This is a genomic window from Lacrimispora algidixylanolytica (assembly GCF_003609635.1).
Classification (GTDB): domain Bacteria; phylum Bacillota; class Clostridia; order Lachnospirales; family Lachnospiraceae; genus Lacrimispora; species Lacrimispora algidixylanolytica.
On the sequence record NZ_MCIA01000023.1, the window covers coordinates 129,837 to 146,652 of the forward strand.

The 16,816-nt window shown below is 38.1% G+C and carries 18 protein-coding genes; 6 read left to right on the forward strand and 12 right to left on the reverse strand.

Annotated elements, in window-relative coordinates; genetic code table 11:
- Positions 1-4: 4 nt before the first annotated feature.
- From BET01_RS13155 to BET01_RS13180, 6 genes are read right to left on the reverse strand one after another with little or no spacing between them, the layout of a single operon-like run.
- Positions 5-316: an indolepyruvate ferredoxin oxidoreductase subunit alpha gene (locus BET01_RS13155; RefSeq protein WP_120197272.1), complete on the reverse strand. Its 312-nt coding sequence runs from the start codon at positions 314-316 to the stop codon at positions 5-7.
- Positions 300-1,985: an adenylyl-sulfate reductase subunit alpha gene (locus tag BET01_RS13160; protein WP_120197273.1), complete on the reverse strand. Its 1,686-nt coding sequence runs from the start codon at positions 1,983-1,985 to the stop codon at positions 300-302. The genes BET01_RS13155 and BET01_RS13160 overlap by 17 nt, the downstream gene beginning before the upstream one ends.
- Positions 1,986-2,017: 32 nt before the next feature.
- Entirely contained in the window at positions 2,018-3,082 is a 1,065-nt protein-coding gene (locus BET01_RS13165; protein WP_120197274.1) for an ABC transporter ATP-binding protein, read from the reverse strand.
- A gap of 17 nt (positions 3,083-3,099) precedes the next feature.
- Entirely contained in the window at positions 3,100-3,963 is an 864-nt protein-coding gene (locus tag BET01_RS13170; protein WP_120197275.1) for a sulfate ABC transporter permease, read from the reverse strand.
- Positions 3,964-3,974: 11 nt separating this feature from the next.
- The gene (cysT, locus tag BET01_RS13175) at positions 3,975-4,817 is read right to left on the reverse strand and encodes a sulfate ABC transporter permease subunit CysT (RefSeq protein ID WP_120197276.1); all 843 of its coding nucleotides are present in this window, start codon (positions 4,815-4,817) and stop codon (positions 3,975-3,977) included.
- Positions 4,818-4,838: 21 nt separating this feature from the next.
- Positions 4,839-5,864 (reverse strand): sulfate ABC transporter substrate-binding protein, encoded by a 1,026-nt coding sequence (locus BET01_RS13180; RefSeq protein ID WP_120197277.1) that lies wholly within the window; start codon positions 5,862-5,864, stop codon positions 4,839-4,841.
- 382 nt (positions 5,865-6,246) lie between these two features.
- Here BET01_RS13180 and BET01_RS13185 point away from each other — a divergent pair, with 382 nt between their 5' ends.
- Positions 6,247-6,882, forward strand: coding sequence for a superoxide dismutase (locus BET01_RS13185; protein ID WP_120197278.1), 636 nt, complete (start codon positions 6,247-6,249; stop codon positions 6,880-6,882).
- A 52-nt stretch (positions 6,883-6,934) separates the two neighbouring features.
- On the opposite strand, the gene BET01_RS13190 is transcribed toward BET01_RS13185, so the two are convergent.
- The 3 genes from BET01_RS13190 to BET01_RS13200 form a co-directional block, all read right to left on the reverse strand.
- The gene (locus BET01_RS13190) at positions 6,935-7,237 is read right to left on the reverse strand and encodes a hypothetical protein (RefSeq protein ID WP_120197279.1); all 303 of its coding nucleotides are present in this window, start codon (positions 7,235-7,237) and stop codon (positions 6,935-6,937) included.
- Positions 7,238-7,542: 305 nt separating this feature from the next.
- Positions 7,543-8,166: a YczE/YyaS/YitT family protein gene (locus BET01_RS13195; RefSeq protein ID WP_120197280.1), complete on the reverse strand. Its 624-nt coding sequence runs from the start codon at positions 8,164-8,166 to the stop codon at positions 7,543-7,545.
- 174 nt (positions 8,167-8,340) lie between these two features.
- Positions 8,341-9,105, reverse strand: coding sequence for an EFR1 family ferrodoxin (locus tag BET01_RS13200; protein WP_120197281.1), 765 nt, complete (start codon positions 9,103-9,105; stop codon positions 8,341-8,343).
- Between the two features lie 211 nt (positions 9,106-9,316).
- Between BET01_RS13200 and BET01_RS13205 the strand changes: the two genes are divergently transcribed.
- Complete coding sequence (locus BET01_RS13205; protein ID WP_120197282.1) at positions 9,317-9,871, forward strand: TetR/AcrR family transcriptional regulator; 555 nt, start codon at positions 9,317-9,319, stop codon at positions 9,869-9,871.
- Positions 9,872-9,957: 86 nt separating this feature from the next.
- Here BET01_RS13205 and BET01_RS13210 read toward each other — a convergent pair whose 3' ends face one another.
- Positions 9,958-10,398, reverse strand: coding sequence for a GyrI-like domain-containing protein (locus BET01_RS13210; protein ID WP_120197283.1), 441 nt, complete (start codon positions 10,396-10,398; stop codon positions 9,958-9,960).
- 104 nt (positions 10,399-10,502) lie between these two features.
- Positions 10,503-11,081, reverse strand: a complete 579-nt coding sequence (locus BET01_RS13215; protein WP_158585051.1) for a TetR/AcrR family transcriptional regulator — start codon at positions 11,079-11,081, stop codon at positions 10,503-10,505.
- 152 nt (positions 11,082-11,233) lie between these two features.
- On the opposite strand from BET01_RS13215, the gene BET01_RS13220 reads away from it, so the two are divergent.
- Positions 11,234-12,388: an alpha/beta hydrolase gene (locus tag BET01_RS13220; RefSeq protein WP_120197285.1), complete on the forward strand. Its 1,155-nt coding sequence runs from the start codon at positions 11,234-11,236 to the stop codon at positions 12,386-12,388.
- A 126-nt stretch (positions 12,389-12,514) separates the two neighbouring features.
- Here the strand turns inward: BET01_RS13220 and BET01_RS13225 are convergent, their stop codons facing one another.
- A complete protein-coding gene (locus BET01_RS13225; RefSeq protein WP_120197286.1) occupies positions 12,515-13,444 on the reverse strand; it encodes a magnesium transporter CorA family protein in 930 nt (309 codons plus the stop codon).
- A gap of 573 nt (positions 13,445-14,017) precedes the next feature.
- Here BET01_RS13225 and BET01_RS13230 point away from each other — a divergent pair.
- From BET01_RS13230 to BET01_RS13240, 3 genes are all read left to right on the forward strand, one after another.
- Positions 14,018-14,902 carry a LysR family transcriptional regulator gene (locus BET01_RS13230; protein ID WP_120197287.1) on the forward strand — a complete coding sequence of 295 codons (885 nt, stop codon included), beginning with the start codon at positions 14,018-14,020 and terminating at the stop codon, positions 14,900-14,902.
- A 193-nt stretch (positions 14,903-15,095) separates the two neighbouring features.
- Positions 15,096-15,782 carry a response regulator transcription factor gene (locus tag BET01_RS13235; protein WP_120197288.1) on the forward strand — a complete coding sequence of 229 codons (687 nt, stop codon included), beginning with the start codon at positions 15,096-15,098 and terminating at the stop codon, positions 15,780-15,782.
- Positions 15,769-16,758 carry a sensor histidine kinase gene (locus BET01_RS13240; RefSeq protein ID WP_120197289.1) on the forward strand — a complete coding sequence of 330 codons (990 nt, stop codon included), beginning with the start codon at positions 15,769-15,771 and terminating at the stop codon, positions 16,756-16,758. Before BET01_RS13235 ends, BET01_RS13240 begins: the two co-directional genes overlap by 14 nt.
- Positions 16,759-16,816: the final 58 nt, after the last annotated feature.

Sequence of the window (16,816 nt, forward strand, 5' to 3'; positions counted from 1 at the left end):
TCTCCTAATATTTATTTGAATCCTTGCTATTTACATCAATTGTAATCATTGTACCGTCGCTTTTCTTGACGTTCCAATGAAGAATCTCACCTTCTATCGATACATTCATGGTACTTCCATTTCCACCAATATCTGCTCCCAAATAAAAGTCAATGGCAGAAAACTTGCATTCCTTCACACAGGAGACGCATCCCCAGCAATCTTTTGGGTATCTCATATGAGCCTTATGATCTTTTTCCTCAATCAAGCTCCCTGGACATACCTCCAAACATTTCATACACCCAACACATTTATCTTTATCAATCCTTATGCTCATACTCTGCCCCCTCTACGATGTCTCTGTAAATCATCTTAAGAGTTTTATCAGTCATTTTGGAATTCACGTATTTATAATAGGCTTTGTCTGTGTCTTTATGATCCAGATTTTCATTGAAGCAATGCCATCTGGTTTCCTTTCTGTGATACAAATGAGCGATGACTGATTTGCATACAATCAGCCGCTCTCTTAATTCGTAAACCTCCAGAAGTTCTCGCATATCCCTAGCCTTTAGATTCTCCCATAACTTTAGGAGCTGACTGATTTTCTCATCTGCAAGCTGGAGATTCGTCTCATTAAACTGATAATAGGCTGTGATTCCACCTGCATATTCATCCATGATCTTTTGCATGGCCTCTTCCAACTCCTGAGCGGTAAATAATTCGTTATCACCAGTAAGTATGGTTTCATATTCTTCTATTTTAGAAGCAACAAAACTCTGGTCCACAGATTCCTTATATCCCTTATGTAGTTTGCTGATGATATCTAAGGCAGCGATCTCCCCTTCTGCCAAAGCTCCGGTCACATACTTTTGGGGACAGCCCCCTGACACATCACCTGCTGCATACAAGCCTTTTATGGTGGTTTCCCGTTTTGTATTCACCCAGTAACCACTTGCAGTATGTCCTCCCACAATATAAGGCTCTGTTCCCGAAATCTCTACGTCCTGTTCACTTGGGTTTTTGCCTGCCTCCAGCCATTTTAGAGTCTGGCTTGGCGCCATATTTAGATACGCTTTTAAAAGCTCTTCATCCTTTTCTTCACCCACCACACTGGTCTTAAGATAACAAGGACCTCTTCCTTCCAGGTTTTCCTTCACTGTGCCATATAATCGCTCACTTGTGGTAATTCCGTATTTTCTTTCATAATCTTCTCCAAGAGAATTCATCTGCTTCGCCCCAGCTCCCTGAGCGATGGTCCCCGTAGGTGCTATCGTATCCTTACACCTTAATGCGATAAAGCGCATTTCAAATGAAGTCATTTCGGCACCAGATAAAATTCCCATGGCATAACCTGCTCCTGTATTAAAAGGCGGATACCACATCTTGTGCCTGGAAAACCCTGGATTATTCGGTCGATATAACCCGGCGGCTCCCCCTGTTGCCATTAAGACAGCACCGGCTCGAATCTCATAAATCATCTCATCTAAAATACGAAATCCAATGGCGCCCTTTACCTCATTATCCTCCACAATCAGATCCGTCATGTTAACCTTATTTAAGACCGTGACACCAGGTGCCTCTTTGGCTGCCTTTGCTAGAAGTGGTTTGAAATTCTCTCCATTAATTTTAATATTACGATTCCCTCTTGCTGCGTAATTGCCTTTTTCATCTTTTAAGATTACAAGGCCCATCTCCTCCATGGCAGCTGTAACTGAGTTAAAGCGCTCTGCCGCTGTAAGGAGCAAATCTCTTCTTACGATGCCTTTGGCATCCTCTGTGGCATACGTTACATAATCTTCTGGCGTTCTTCCTTCTATGATGTAGGCGTTGATGGCATTGACCCCTGCCGCAAGACAACCGCTTCTTTTTATATTTGCTTTTTCCGCAATTACAACGGAAAGACTAGAATTTCGACTGACGGTAACAGCAGCAAAACAGCCTGCCGTTCCACCACCTATGATTAAGACATCCGTATGAACAATCTTGTGACCCAGCTTCTTATTCATGTTATCTCCTATCTCTTTCTCTATACCGGAAATTAAAAGGTGATCATTTCCTTACCAATCAGCTCTTTGTTTTCCAGTAAATAGGCACGATCATCGTCATAGGCATACATCCGGTACACAATGACATGCATTCGCTCTCCAATTTCAACAGGTCTTCGCTCCAGGGAACGGTGAGTCGTCAGCAAAATGTCTCCCACCCGTAATTTGACTTCAAGGCAATTTCCTCGAAAGGAGATGTCTTCAATCACCCCTTCCTCCGAATAATCAATGATGTCCTTAAATTTAAGGTTATCGTTTTTAAAGCTTTCTACAAATTCCGGTCGAATGACTGCGCCTTTGTATTTGCCTTTATCAAAGCCTTTTAACTGATGATATCCTTCCACCTTGGAAGATTCTCCTATAAATTCTGCCACAAAAGGAGTTCCTGGGCTTTTATAGATTTGAAGAGGCGGACCGGACTGTTCAATGCGCCCTTGATTGGTGATGATGATTTCGTCTGCTGCTTCCACAGCTTCATCCTGGTCGTGGGTGACAAAGATGCTGGTGACCCCCACCTTGTGAATCATATCACGAAGCCATTTTCTGAGTTCTCCTCTGATTTTGGCGTCAATTGCTGCAAATGGTTCATCTAAAAGGAGCAAGCTGGGATTTGGAGCGAGGGCTCTAGCAAAGGCTACCCGTTGTCTTTGACCACCGGAAAGTTGATTGGGATATCTCTTTTCCAGTCCATTTAACCCCGTCAGCTCCATAAGCTCCATAATTCGTTCCCGAATCTGCTTTTTAGGTACCTTTTTAATTTCCAGACCAAAGGCAAGATTTTCATAGACTGTCATATAGCGAAACAAAGCATAATTTTGAAACACAAAACCAATTCCCCGTTCCGCCGGGGGGATGTCATTGACTCTTTTCCCATCAATGATAATGTCACCGGAATCCGGGGTCTCAAGTCCTGCTATCATGCGTAGAATGGTGGTCTTTCCACTGCCACTTGGTCCCAACAAGGCTGCTAACTTTCCCTTTTCAATTCCAATGTTTATATCTTCTGAAGCTTTGTAGCTGCCATAGTTCTTGTGAATATGTTTCAATTCAACGTACATCACGATTTCCTCCTTTCCTATGATTCATATCTCCCTTGCTTCTTTCCAGCCTGATATTCCAATATATTTCTGGCTACGATTACAGTCACTGCCATGATAACAAGTATCGATGAAACTGCAAATGCGGCAGTAATGGAATCGCTGGAACCCGCAAGATATAAGGCATCTATCTCAAGAGGAAGTGTAAAGGTCTTTCCTCTGGCCTTTGAAAGAGCATTCACCGCACCGAATTCTCCCAGTGCTCTTGCCGTACATAAGATAACACCATATAGCAATGCCCATTTGATATGGGGAAATGTAATCTTGCGGAATATATAAAAGCCACTGGCTCCCATAAGCGCCGCTGCCTCCTCCTCATCCGTTCCCTGAGCGTGAAGCACTGGAATGATTTCTCTGGATACAAAGGGAAAGGTAACAAATATGGTGGCAAGAACCACACCCGGCAAAGCAAAAACGATTTTGATATCCACCCCAAACAGTTGATTGATTTGATTGATATAGGAATTGGCCCATCCAAGCCGACCAAAGGTCATTAAAAATGCCAGACCTGCTATGACTGGAGATATGGAAAATGGAATATCAATCAATGCGGCAAGTGTCTGCTTGCCTTTGAATGAAAATTTGGTAATGAGCCAGGCAGCTACGATACCAAAAAAGGTATTAACAAGAACGGCGATCACAGCCGCTAAAAGCGTCACCATAAGAGCAGATAACGTATATTCCGTATGTAGGGATTTTAAATAGAAAGGTATGCCAAGACTTAGAGAATTGACAATGACAGAAACGAGAGGCAATACCAACATGATTGCCATAAAAAGAACACTAACTGATATTAGAACCCATTTGATTCCTTGACTCCCACTTTTTCGATTACTTTTCATTTTGTACCCCCCTAAATATAATTCGTACGCCTTGACTGGCAGATCTGGATCATATTAATTAGCAACAATATGAGAAAGGAAATAATAAGCATCACCAGAGCGATTGCAGTGGCTCCTGCATAATCCACATAATTGAGTTTTTGCATAATTACATAGGAAACTACCTGAGTCTTTTCTTTGGCACTGTTTCCTGAGATATAAATTACGCTACCATACTCTCCCATACCCCTGGCAAATGCCAGACCAAAACCAGTCCATAAAGCAGGTTTTAATTCTGGCAATACGACTTTTACAAAGGTCCTTATCCTTCCAGCCCCTAATATGTAAGCCGCCTCTTCATATTGAGGGTCCAGCTTCTCAAGCACTGGCTGGATGGCACGAACGACAAAGGGAAGACCGATAAATACAAGGGCAATGAGAAGTCCTACCTTTGTATAGGAAATCTTTAAACCTAACTGGGCAAGGGGTTTCCCAAGAATCCCCGTATCTGAATAGAGCTTTGAAAGAGTAATACCAGCCACTGCGGTTGGAAGGGCAAAGGGTAATTCAATGAGTCCATCCATAATGCGTTTCCCGGGAAATTCATACCTAACAAGGACCCAGGCCAAGATGATTCCAAAGAAACAATTGATTACCGCAGCGATCAGAGAACACAAAATACTTGTTTGAAATGAATTTATAACGTTTTCCTTTGTTATCAATTGGATAAATTCTTGTGGCGTAAGTCTCATGGAAAAGACAAGCACTGATAGTAAGGGCAATAAAACAAGGAAAGAAAGCATCAGCAGTGTAATTCCCATGGTCAGACCAAAGCCGGGAATCACCCGATCTTTTTTTATGTACTTTTTCACCATATTAAACTCCTGTTAGAATTTTTAATTTTCATATATCTCATCAAAAATGCCGCCGTCAGCAAAAAATTTCTCATATGCCTCATCCCAACCTCCAAAATCATCAATGGTACATAACTTTGTCTCTAGATTGAACTTATTGGAGAATTCCTTTAAGATTGCTTGGTTTGAAGGTCTGTAGCCGTATTCTCCAATTAATTTCTGGGCCTCATCGGTATAAAGGTAATCCAGATAATCTTTCGCGGCTTCCTGAGTGTTGTTTTTGTCGGCATTTTCATCTACTATGGCTACACTGGGTTGGGCTAAGATACTGCTACTAGGAGATACAATTTCATATTTATCTGGATACTCCTTCATAGCCATAATTGCTTCATTTTCCCAGGCGATTAATACATCTCCCTGACCATTCTCCACAAAGGTGGTAGTGGCGCCTCTTGCCCCTGGATCCATGACGGTCACATTGGCATAAAGCTTCTTTAGAAAGTCCTTCATCTGATCCTCATTCTCATGAAACGAATTCCCAGCATAATACCATGCCCCTAAAAAGTTCCAGCATGCTCCACCGCTGCTTTTGGGATCCGGCGTAATGATGGATACTCCTTCTCGAATCAAATCATCCCAATCCTTAATTCCCTTTTCATTCCCCTTTCTCACCAGAAAAACTATGGTTGAAGTATAAGGAGCCGAATTATCCTTAAATTCCTTGATCCAGCCTGGCTCAATGAGTCCTGCCTTTTCAATCAAGGTAATATCATGTGCCAGAGCCAGAGTTGCCACATCGGCACCAGCTCCTTCTATGACAGATCTTGCCTGACTGCCAGAACCTCCGTGAGACTGTATGACTTCGATTTGCTTTCCTGTCTTATTGAGGTAATACGCCTCAAACTTCTGGTTATAAGCAGTATAAAACTCCCTGGTCGGGTCGTAGGACGCATTGGTAATGGTGAGTTTGCCGTCCGCTTGTTTTACAGTTGGTTTTGCACACGCCATTAGCAAAGACAAGGTACCAAATAGCAGAAATAAAAACACCCATCTTCTTCTCTTCTTCATAATCCCTCCTTTTGCTTTCAAACATGCAGTTCTCACATTGCATTTTCATTTTCATATCTACAACAGAAACAGAGTTTACTCCCTTCTTAATATATATTCTCGGACCACAACATATATACATATTATTTATATATGTTATTAGGGTTTGTGTCAAGTTTTTTTGTGTTAACTTCTTATTTTTTCACAGAGTGTTGTGATCCTTCGTTTTTTAGTGAGCCATAGCTCTGAATCTAAGTTGATTTCATCTAGGAAAACAACCGGAACTTTTAAATTGTGGTTGACCTGGAAATTGACTCATTAAAGTTCCTATTTCTTTTCTATATTTCCACACATCTACAGTTTCAACAGAATATGATATAACAAAAATATAAACAGGTTTTTTATGAACGAGCATTATCCATTTGTAAATCCTCCGCTCCCTTATGCCTATAACGCTCTGGAGCCATTTATTGATACAAAAACCATGTGTCTGCATCATGACAGACATTTACAAACTTATGTAGATAACTTAAATGAAACATTAAAGGGCTGGGATGATCTTCAAGACTGGTCATTAGAGAAACTGATTTTAAATGCAGACTGTCTTCCAGAAGTCATTCGGCAATCCATAAAGAACAATGGAGGTGGCGTTTATAATCATATTTTCTACTTTAATGGAATGTCTGACCTTCGTTCCAGAAACAATGCCGGAATGCTTTTTTCTGCAATATTAGATGATTTTGGTTCCATTGATTCATTTTTTCAGGAATTTAAAGACAAAGCATTATCTGTGTTTGGATCTGGCTATGCATGGCTTGTTCTAGACCGTAATCATGGACTTAAGCTGGTGACTTCAGCGAACCAAGATACGCCCATTGTCAAAAATCTCTGCCCCATTGCGACTATTGATGTATGGGAACATGCATATTATCTGAAACATTATAACCAAAGGGCTGCCTACATTGAAGACTGGTTTCAGGTGGTGGACTGGTGCTATGCCAATAAACTCTATCGAAACTATATATCAGGGTGTGAATAAGCACAAAAAAGAGGAGCCTTTCTAAGAAGGCTCCCCTATAAAAGCGACAGCATTACTCTTCGCTGTCCACATCCATAAGTATTTCCAAAATTTTAATTGCTTTTTCATAACTAATCTGCTTTACATTACGCATCTTGTGCATTACCATTTTTGTTACATGTTCCTTTGACCCATTAACATCACTTTCGGTTGACATGATATGCACCGTGTTATCATTTAAATCAATGGTCTCATTGATGTAATAACAGGAATCATTGGACAACTTCACATAATCTTCTGTAGCCTCTGCTACGTGAAAGCATTTTTGTTTATTCTCATCATATACCATTATTTTATCTCCAGAATTTAAAACCATAGCAACCTCCACAAATATTATATAGATAACAATTACTATTATTAATATATCACACCCTAGAAAAAAACAAAAGTTTTTTTTCTAATACCAAACGATCCTATAACACATAAAATTTAAGGAGCAAACTTTAATTACCAAATTTATCCATAATTATATTATCAATAAACCTTAAATAAAACAACAAAATTATGAGTATTATTTGATAAAATAACAAATTAAAAAAATCCAGGATTATGAGAATTATTTACTCATTCCTGGATTTTATTCTATATTCAATATCTTAAACTAAAATCAAAAAAAGCAGCTTATTCATTGATCGGATTATTCGTATGAGTTTGCTTTCTAAGCTTGTTCATCGTATTAAGGGTAAACTGTATGATTGGACCATAGGACAACGTTGCAATTAGAGTACCAAGCCCAATACTTCCCCCTAATAAGGTTCCTATTGCGACCAGGCAAATATCCATTGTGATTCTTACAAAACGGACTTCTTTTTTAAGCTTATCAGCCGCAAACATCATCCAGGCATCAAAACCACCCTCTCCTAATCCAGCCGAAACATATATTCCAATTCCAATACTCACTAAGAGTATTCCAATGATTAACATGATAATTCTTAAAGTGAAATTTTCGTTTAATTGGTTCACAATTGGCATAAAAAAATTAGCAGAAGCGCCTACTAATACCCCATTGGCTACAGAACCTATTCCCACTCGTTTTTTATCTATGAAAAACAGTATTACTATGATGGATACAACCACGAGCTGGGATGCCGTACCTAACGGAACACCAAGAAGCTTTCCCATTCCTTCGTTAAATAAAGACAGTGCGTCTAAACCAAATTTGGACTTTGCTTCGAAAGCGATACCGCCCCCCATAATAATAGATCCTGCTATCACCAGAAATAAATCCCACATTCGTTTTGTCATTTCTTTCTCCTTTATCAGAATTCTTTCCAGTAGCCCATTCACTTTTCATCTAGAAATAGTCTAGTCCAAACGACATCTTTCTATATGATACTATAAAAAGTTAAGAAAGAAAAGAAGATTTCACGGGAGAATAAAGCGGTTTAACTTGCATTAGAAAAGGCATTACTGAGGGCATTACTTCACCTGACAATTGGCATTTATGATTTCCTTTAATTGTATATTAGGGTTTATAAATCTAGCTTTACTTTTCTCGGATTTTAAATGCATGGCATTTTGAGGACAATGGTGGATACAAGAGAGGCAGGCTTCGCAATGATGAGAAAACTCCGGTGTTTTAGTCACACTGATATTATTTGCTGGGCAGACCTGTTCACATACCCGACAGCCATTGCAGCTATCGTTAACTTTGATCTGTTTATAGGCAAAATTTTTACTAACGTTGTCGGCTATCTTGTGAACATATTTTGATAAAACATCTGATGCGACGCCTTTCCGAATAAGCTGATTCTTTCTTGCACTAATATCCTTTTCAATTTGTACAATCTTTTTCTCAATTTCATCTGAACTCTTGTTTTTGATTTCACTTTCCATCTCAAAAGCGGGCAAGAAATTATCTACCATCATGATCTCGTTGGTATAGTTAAAATGAATTCCTGATTTGGCTGCGATTTCTTCCATATTGTGTAGCCCGGAAGCTGATTTCCCTCCATAAGTCATAATTGCAAAAAAATAATTGGATTTAAATTTGGATTTTTTTATATAGTTGCTGATCATCTTAGCCATACCAAAACCATAACAGGGGAACACAAAACCGATTGCTTCATCCTCAAATTCATACCTACCTTCTTTTATCATCTGAGGAATTGAATATACTTCTGCTCCAATTCGTTTCGCAACATATAAGCTATTTCCGGTTCCAGTAAAATAAAAGATTTTCATACTTGATTTCTCCTTACAATTCATTTATTTTTAACTTATATCTCTTTCATACGAGGCACAGTGACCATTAAGACACTTGTTGATTTTCCAACATTTATTCAGTATAATAATACTATCAATGTAGGAATTAAAATTCAATGGTTAAAGTAAGTGCATTTGTTTGATAATCAACAAAACACACTTTGATGTTGAACAAATATAGGAGAACTTTATGGATAGACGTGTTGAAAAATCGAAGAATGCTATTATGGAAGCATTAATTGAGCTGATGAAAGAAAAAGATTTTGATAAAATTACAGTCAATGAAATCGCTGAATTGGCAAATGTTAATCGTGGTACAATCTATTTGCATTTTGAGGATAAATTTGATCTACTAAATTATTGTATTAAAACTCATTTAGATCAGCTATTTAAACAATGTACCCTGGGAGATGATACCAGTCAAAGTTCTCCTAAAAGTGGCATGCTTCAAATCTGTAACTATTTGAAACAGAATATTTATTTCTATCAATTGTTATTAAAAAAAAGAGGAACACCCGCTTTCAGAGATCAGCTCCTTCATCGGATTCAGGAAATGCTTCAAGAACAGCTTAACAAAAGTGGGATCTACCAAGATACAAATAATGAAATTCTGATACAGTTTATCTCATCTGCTACGGTTGGAGTTTTAGAATGGTGGATTATAAATTCCATGCCCTCTTCCGCTGATGAAACGGTGGATCAATTATGGGAGCTCTTTGAAAAGATCCAGGTGGTTGGTTCGTAAGAGAGAAAGAAAGCCGTCACATGTTCGAGACGGCCCCCAGCCAGTTTATAATTCAACCTTGTCAAGTGATGAAGTAACGTTACTTCTTATTTTATTGCGATGAAAATATCAATATCACAGTCGTTAATATCATCGTTACGATATTCTTCAAAATCTCCTGTAAAGCTTCTGTCTAAATCCATCTGCCAAATCTCTCCCCAAGCCTTTGCAACTGCCTTTTCCATATGTCCACGCACCGAGAATCTTGCATATTTACCAGCGGGAATTATTTTAATGGTCAAATCAGGGTTTTCTGCCCTGGATACCTCATTGCCCACTGTAACGCAGTATTGATCGGAAGTATAATCAGAATAAAGCCCTATGGCATATTTGTTCGATTTATTCTTTATTATGGAATTGACGCCACCTTGGTAAAAATCGTTCCAAAGTCCACCTATGATTGTTCCCATGTCAGGATCATTATTTCCTGTCATTGCACTTAACCCAACAATGACTTTTTCTTCTAATAGCACAACTTTATACTCCATTTTAAAAGCCTCCTTATCTTTGATATGCTTATATTATCAAAGATAAAATGACAACTATATGTCATATTATAAAGATCAATTTCGTTCCTATGTAACTTTCCTACTCAGATTCCGGCAGTCTTACTTGGTCCTATTACCAGTAACTGAACCAACTGCTCTGCCACAAAATTCGACGAATATTTCATATCACTATTTAGCCACCATCGGATCGCCGACATATAAAGTGATGCAGTCAGTTCTAAGAATAAGTCTCTTGAAATCAAAATATCTCCAGGGAAACATTTGTCAAGTTTTTCAATCAGAGCATGCTCCAATGTTCTACTTACCTCGGACATTTCTTTATCATTTAAAATCACTTTATAAAGCAAAGCATCTTTCTCAATCGTTTTAAAAATTGAGTTTATATTTTGTACAAAACTATCGTATTCCAACTTACCGTCTATAATATGTGCTTCCGGAGCCACTAACTGCAATATATTTTGTATTGCTTCCTCTGTTGTTTTTTGCATCAAATCAAATTTATCAGTGTAATGAAGGTAGAATGTGGAACGATTAATCATTGCCATATCTGCTATATTATTAATTGTGATTCCATTAAACCCCTTCCCATCTAATAGTTTAATAAAAGCTTCTCTTATTAGCTTGCGTGTCTTCCTTATCCTTAGATCATTTTCATTCGACATTTTCATTCCACCTATCTATTATATGGTAGATCATCGACAGTTATAGTAACTACGTTGTATAAGCTGCGATTTCTATTTTATCGGTCATTGAACATAAAATCTGGCTCCATTATACTACTTCTTGTAAGAACAAGAAAGGAGTTTTAAATAAGATGAGACAGTGGACAACAAAAGATTTTCCCATAGGCTTTTATCATTTACACCCGGATTTTAGCATTGATTTTCAAATGAATCGTTTTTATAATTGGACAAACGACGAAACAATGCTTGAGGAAATGCGCAACGCCAGTAGTACAATTCTATCCTACAATGATTTAATTAAATCATTTGTAGAACTTGGGGAAATTTCTCTTAGGAAGAAGGAAACCTTAAAGGCTGCCTATTATTTTCGTGGGGCCGAGTTTTATTTACCGGAATCTGATCCAAACAAACAAGAGTTACGCAAACAATTTATAACTCTTGTACGTGACTTTTATGGGATTACAAAGAATCAGCACTATATGATTCCATATGAGAATGGGTTTCTTTCCGCTTACCGCATATCACCGGAAAGGCCAAAAGGCACCATAGTTATTTTTGGCGGTTTTGACAGCTATGTAGAAGAACTCTTTATGATGACAATGGTATTTAGAGATGCCGGATACGATGTGATCTGCTTTGACGGACCTGGTCAAGGTAGTGCATTGGAAGATTATAAAATACCAATGTCGCACAAATGGGAACGACCTGTGAAATCAATTCTTGATTATTTTGAGTTAGACGATGTTACATTAATAGGCGTGTCACTGGGCGGCTATTTATCACTAAGGGCTGCAGCGTATGAAAAAAGAGTGAAAAGAGTGATTGCATATGATGTTTTGATGGACTTTTATGATGTCTTGACCAATCAATTGGAACCTGATTTCAGAGAGATATTCAATGACTTGATTGCTCAAGAAAAGGCGAAGGAAATTAATGAAGTGTTGAAAAAACTGATGGGAAAAAGCTTAATGCTAGAATGGGGGATCATGCAAGGAATGCATATAACCGGAAGTAATTCTCCTTATGATTTTTTTCAATGCATAATTGCTTATAATACAGAATCCTTTTCACATTTCATAACACAGGATGTTCTTCTTCTCGCAGGACAGAATGATCATTATGTTCCAATCAAGCAGTTTACCAATCAGATCTCCGCATTGACAAAGGTCCATTCGCTTACTGCGCGTATGTTTACATCGGAGGAGTCAGCTGATACCCATTGCCAAATAGGAAATTTGGGGTTGGCAACAGAAGTCATACTAAATTGGATTAATCAGGTCAGTTGAGATTTCCAATGATAAGATACTCTTTGACTTACCCTGCCTTGCAAATAGAGTCATTGTAACAAAAAAGTGTAGCGGCATCCTGGCAGCTACACTTCTTCTCTTAGACGCAAAAAATTAATTTTGCACTTAGATAAATCCTTTTTTATACAAAATATATCCAACCACAAAACTTATCACCACTGAAGCACCCGCAATGAGCCAAAATGAGGCATTCGATGTTAATGGTATCATAACATTCATACCAAAGAAACTGGATATCATGGTAGGAATCGCCATTACGATCGTAATTGACGTCAACACTTTCATGACAATATTTAAATTATTTGAAATAAGGGAAGCTACCGTTCCCATTGTCCCAGTTAAAACGCTACTGTAAATATGAGCCATCTCTATGGCCTGCTTATTCTCTATAATTACATCACCTAAAAGTTCAGCATCTTCTGAATAGTTTTTAATATGTTCGTATTTCATGAGCTTCTCAATCACCATCTCATTTGACCTTAATGAGGTTGAAAAATAGACCAAGCTTTTCTCCAATTGAAGCATTTTAATTAACTCATTATTTTTCATAGATCGATAAAGGCGTTGTTCCAGATCACCACTGGTTTTATCAATATTTCTTAAATAGTGTAAATAGAAATTTGCATTTTTCAACAATATCTGCAGAACAAATCTTGTCTTGAACTGGCTTGAAAATGTTTTGTTTTTGTTGTTCCTAAAATCATCCAATAAAGTATGATCTCTCAAACAAACTGTGATAATTAAATGTTTGATAAGTATAATTGCCATAGGAATTGTAACGTACAATTCCTTTCCACCACCCTTTTCTATGATGGGTATATCAATGATAATTAGTGTTTGTCCATTCACATTTTCAATTCTCGAACGTTCCTCTTCATCCAATGCAGCTTTTAAAAATTCCATCTCCACATGCAGGCAATCGCTTACTCTGTTGAGCTCTTCCATATTGGGATTGATTAAATTTACCCATGCGCCCTCTTCAAAATCATTCCTGCGAATGACTTCTTTGTTCTCTGTCACAAAAATTTCAAGCATGCAATTCACCTCCTTCTTAATCTTACGTTGAAGGCAATTCACTCAAATTAAGGTAAGGGAATGAAAATGCCTTCAAATTATAAATTAAATTACTACTTTCCGGGTCACTTTCCATTCCACTCACCTCCTTTTATTTTCGTTTCAGTTAATTGTGGCATTTCAGCTATTCATGCTTTTGAATCACCGACAAGATAGTTTGAAGTTATCTCTTCAATGTCGAATCAAAGAATGATTCCAATGATATCAGTTTTAAATATAAAGATAATTGCGGATAAAGTCAATATAATACCATACATATATACATTTGTTTTCTTGATAGTCTATTTGTGTCGAAAAAGCTGTTGGTAACTATCACACATATAAAACTTAAGTATGTGTCTTACGCATGCATATGTAAATGCTATGCGCAAAAGTGCTTTGCCGCATTTGCCTTCTTATTAGATATGTCCGTAAAAAGTTCCGAGTTGCTTTTTACTTTCAATGTATGATATCATACTAACACGATTAGGCGAATCAAAGTTTTAAATTATTTTCCCTTTTACAATCGAAATTTCAGATGGAGGATTTACTATTGTGGATACGCGTTTACTTATAGCATTTGTAACTGTAGCTTCCCTTCATAACTTCACAAAGGCAGCAGACCAACTGGGATATGCTCAATCAACGATTACATCCCAAATACAGCTCTTAGAGAAGGAGTTGGGGGTTAAATTATTTGATAGACTAGGCAAAAAGATCTCTCTTACGCCTGAAGGTGAACAATTTCTTATAAATGCAAGGCAACTACTCTTTTCATGGGAAAAGGCAAAAGGTTCCATTTCTCTATTAAAATCTCCCCATGGAATTTTAACGATTGGAGTCAATGAATCTGTTTGCTCGGTTAAATTACCTAGGCTATTAGAGGAATACCGTAAGCGGTATCCAGAGGTTGAATTTCATATAAAAATTGGTTCAACCGATGAATTAGAATTATGGTTACATGAAAACCAAATTGATGTGGCCGTTTTATTAGATAAGTTTTGGAATGTCCCTGAGCTAGCCGTTAAAGTACTTCAGGAAGAATCATTGGGGTTTTTTGTTTCTAAAGATCACCCTTTGGTTGGGGTAAAAAACATACTTCCCTTTGATTTATCTAATCACCCTATGCTTTTAGTTTCACACAGCAGTTGTTGGAAAAATATCTTTCAGGCTGTGATGGACGAGGCAAATGAGACTTATCGGATTATGTTGGAAACAGCAAGCATTTCTGATCTTAAGCAATTTGCTATATTGGGCTTTGGTGTCGCTGTTTTACCCTTATATGCGGTTCATGAGGAAATAACATCCAATCGTCTTTCTATGATCGATTGGAAAGGGAAAGAGTTGAAATTGTTCGTACAGGTTGTACACCATAGAGATAAATGGCTCTCTCCTTCAATGGAAGCGTTTTTTAAAGTATGTGAAGATATTAAGTGGTAATAGACGTTTTGACAACCAAGAGTACTGAAACGTTTCAACATAGTTGAAAAATATATTTTGCTTACTAATAGGCAAATAACCCACATCTTTCTTAATTAGCAAGAAAGATGCAAATATGTGGATTGTTCTATCTGACATAAAAGACAGAAAAACATATGATACAAGAGCAGTAAATGAGAGGATGGTAAAATAAATGAAACGTATTTTTTTAGTGGAGGACGATAAAACAATCGCTAAAAATCTGATACTTTTGCTCCGCTCGGAGGGATTTACAGTCACTCACTCCGCTACGCGAAGCGAAGCCATTGCTACACTTGAAGGTAATAAATTTGACTTGGCATTGATTGATATTTCACTGCCTGACGGAAATGGTTTTACAATTTGTACGGAGATCAAAGAAACACATGATATTCCCGTTATTTTTTTGACAGCTTCTGGAGATGAGGCAAGTGTAGTTACTGGTTTGAACATGGGTGCAGACGACTATATCACCAAGCCATTTCGCCCTCGTGAATTAATTGCACGGATTGGAACTGCACTGAGAAAATGTGGGCGTTTGGAATCTGATTTTGAAATTCAGGGTCTTCATGTGGATATCACAAGTGGCGTTGTGAAAAAAAATGGGAATGAGGTTTTTCTTTCAGCATTAGAATACCGTTTATTGCTGGTGTTTATCAGCAACCCTAAAAGTATTATCACGAGGGGCCGGCTGCTTGATGAACTATGGGATGCAGCGGGCGAATTTGTTAATGATAATACATTGACCGTGTACATAAAACGCTTGCGTGAGAAGATAGAGAATGATTCAGCAAACCCACAAATAATTCTTACTGTACGCGGGACGGGTTATCGATTGGGGGAGGATTATGCTTCGAAATAGAGAATTTCGACAGTTTGTCATATTGTTTTTTTTGATAGCCGCTGTTTATGTATTACTGGGATTTAGATTCAATCAAGCGGCAGGAATCCTCGCTATTGCTTCTGCTATTGCCTTTGGTTCCTTATTTTTTATTTACACGAAAGCTCGCTACAAAAGTATTGCGAGAATCTCAGAGCAGATCGACCTTTTGCTTCATAATGCTGACCAGCTAACTATTAATAATACACAAGAAGGCGAGCTATCCATCCTGCAAAGCGAAATATCTAAAATGATGCTGCGCATCCGGGAACAAAACGATGCGCTGAAAAAAGAAAAAGAAAATCTAGCCAACTCCCTTGCCGACATTGCACACCAGCTCAGAACTCCTCTTACTTCTGCAAACCTCATACTGTCATTGTTAGCCAATAATCCTGACGAAAACCAGCAAAAAGCGTTTGTTCGGGAAACAGAGGAATTGCTAGTTCGCATGGATTGGCTCATTACTTCCCTGCTTAAATTATCCCGTTTGGAGGCAGGTATTGTAATGTTTCAAAGTGAACAGATCGATATAAACAACCTGATACGAACTGCGCTTCGCCCATTCCTAATCCCAATGGAGCTTCACAACATAGATTTTCAAATAGATTCACCAAAAGGAATGATGATCCAAGGAGATTTCAGTTGGCTTTCAGAAGCCATTCAAAACATCCTTAAAAATTCCATTGAATGCATAGGCGAAAACGGAAAGATTGAAATTAATTGCGTGGACACTCCATTGTTTACCCAAATTGACATTCACGACAGTGGTGGAGGTTTTAATATGGAAGATTTACCCCGCTTGTTTGACAGATTTTATCGTGGAAAAAGTCAAAATGCAACAGGGTATGGGATCGGATTGGCTCTCTGCAAGATGATTATCGCAAGGCAGGGAGGGTCGATCATCGCAAAAAATCACCCCTTAGGCGGTGCGGTTTTTGCGATTCGTTTCCCAAAGTGACGAATCTCTCACTTAAAAGTCACAGAGATGTCAGTTGAAAGTTTTATTATATGGGTAA

Bases quoted from the DNA above. Each gene is read 5' to 3' on its own strand.
- BET01_RS13155 (WP_120197272.1), bottom strand. From the start codon at position 316: ATGAGCATAAGGATTGATAAAGATAAATGTGTTGGGTGTATGAAATGT.
- BET01_RS13160 (WP_120197273.1), bottom strand. From the start codon at position 1,985: ATGAATAAGAAGCTGGGTCACAAGATTGTTCATACGGATGTCTTAATC.
- BET01_RS13165 (WP_120197274.1), bottom strand. From the start codon at position 3,082: ATGTACGTTGAATTGAAACATATTCACAAGAACTATGGCAGCTACAAA.
- BET01_RS13170 (WP_120197275.1), bottom strand. From the start codon at position 3,963: ATGAAAAGTAATCGAAAAAGTGGGAGTCAAGGAATCAAATGGGTTCTA.
- cysT (WP_120197276.1), bottom strand. From the start codon at position 4,817: ATGGTGAAAAAGTACATAAAAAAAGATCGGGTGATTCCCGGCTTTGGT.
- BET01_RS13180 (WP_120197277.1), bottom strand. From the start codon at position 5,864: ATGAAGAAGAGAAGAAGATGGGTGTTTTTATTTCTGCTATTTGGTACC.
- BET01_RS13185 (WP_120197278.1), top strand. From the start codon at position 6,247: ATGAACGAGCATTATCCATTTGTAAATCCTCCGCTCCCTTATGCCTAT.
- BET01_RS13190 (WP_120197279.1), bottom strand. From the start codon at position 7,237: ATGGTTTTAAATTCTGGAGATAAAATAATGGTATATGATGAGAATAAA.
- BET01_RS13195 (WP_120197280.1), bottom strand. From the start codon at position 8,166: ATGACAAAACGAATGTGGGATTTATTTCTGGTGATAGCAGGATCTATT.
- BET01_RS13200 (WP_120197281.1), bottom strand. From the start codon at position 9,105: ATGAAAATCTTTTATTTTACTGGAACCGGAAATAGCTTATATGTTGCG.
- BET01_RS13205 (WP_120197282.1), top strand. From the start codon at position 9,317: ATGGATAGACGTGTTGAAAAATCGAAGAATGCTATTATGGAAGCATTA.
- BET01_RS13210 (WP_120197283.1), bottom strand. From the start codon at position 10,398: ATGGAGTATAAAGTTGTGCTATTAGAAGAAAAAGTCATTGTTGGGTTA.
- BET01_RS13215 (WP_158585051.1), bottom strand. From the start codon at position 11,081: ATGTCGAATGAAAATGATCTAAGGATAAGGAAGACACGCAAGCTAATA.
- BET01_RS13220 (WP_120197285.1), top strand. From the start codon at position 11,234: ATGAGACAGTGGACAACAAAAGATTTTCCCATAGGCTTTTATCATTTA.
- BET01_RS13225 (WP_120197286.1), bottom strand. From the start codon at position 13,444: ATGCTTGAAATTTTTGTGACAGAGAACAAAGAAGTCATTCGCAGGAAT.
- BET01_RS13235 (WP_120197288.1), top strand. From the start codon at position 15,096: ATGAAACGTATTTTTTTAGTGGAGGACGATAAAACAATCGCTAAAAAT.
- BET01_RS13240 (WP_120197289.1), top strand. From the start codon at position 15,769: ATGCTTCGAAATAGAGAATTTCGACAGTTTGTCATATTGTTTTTTTTG.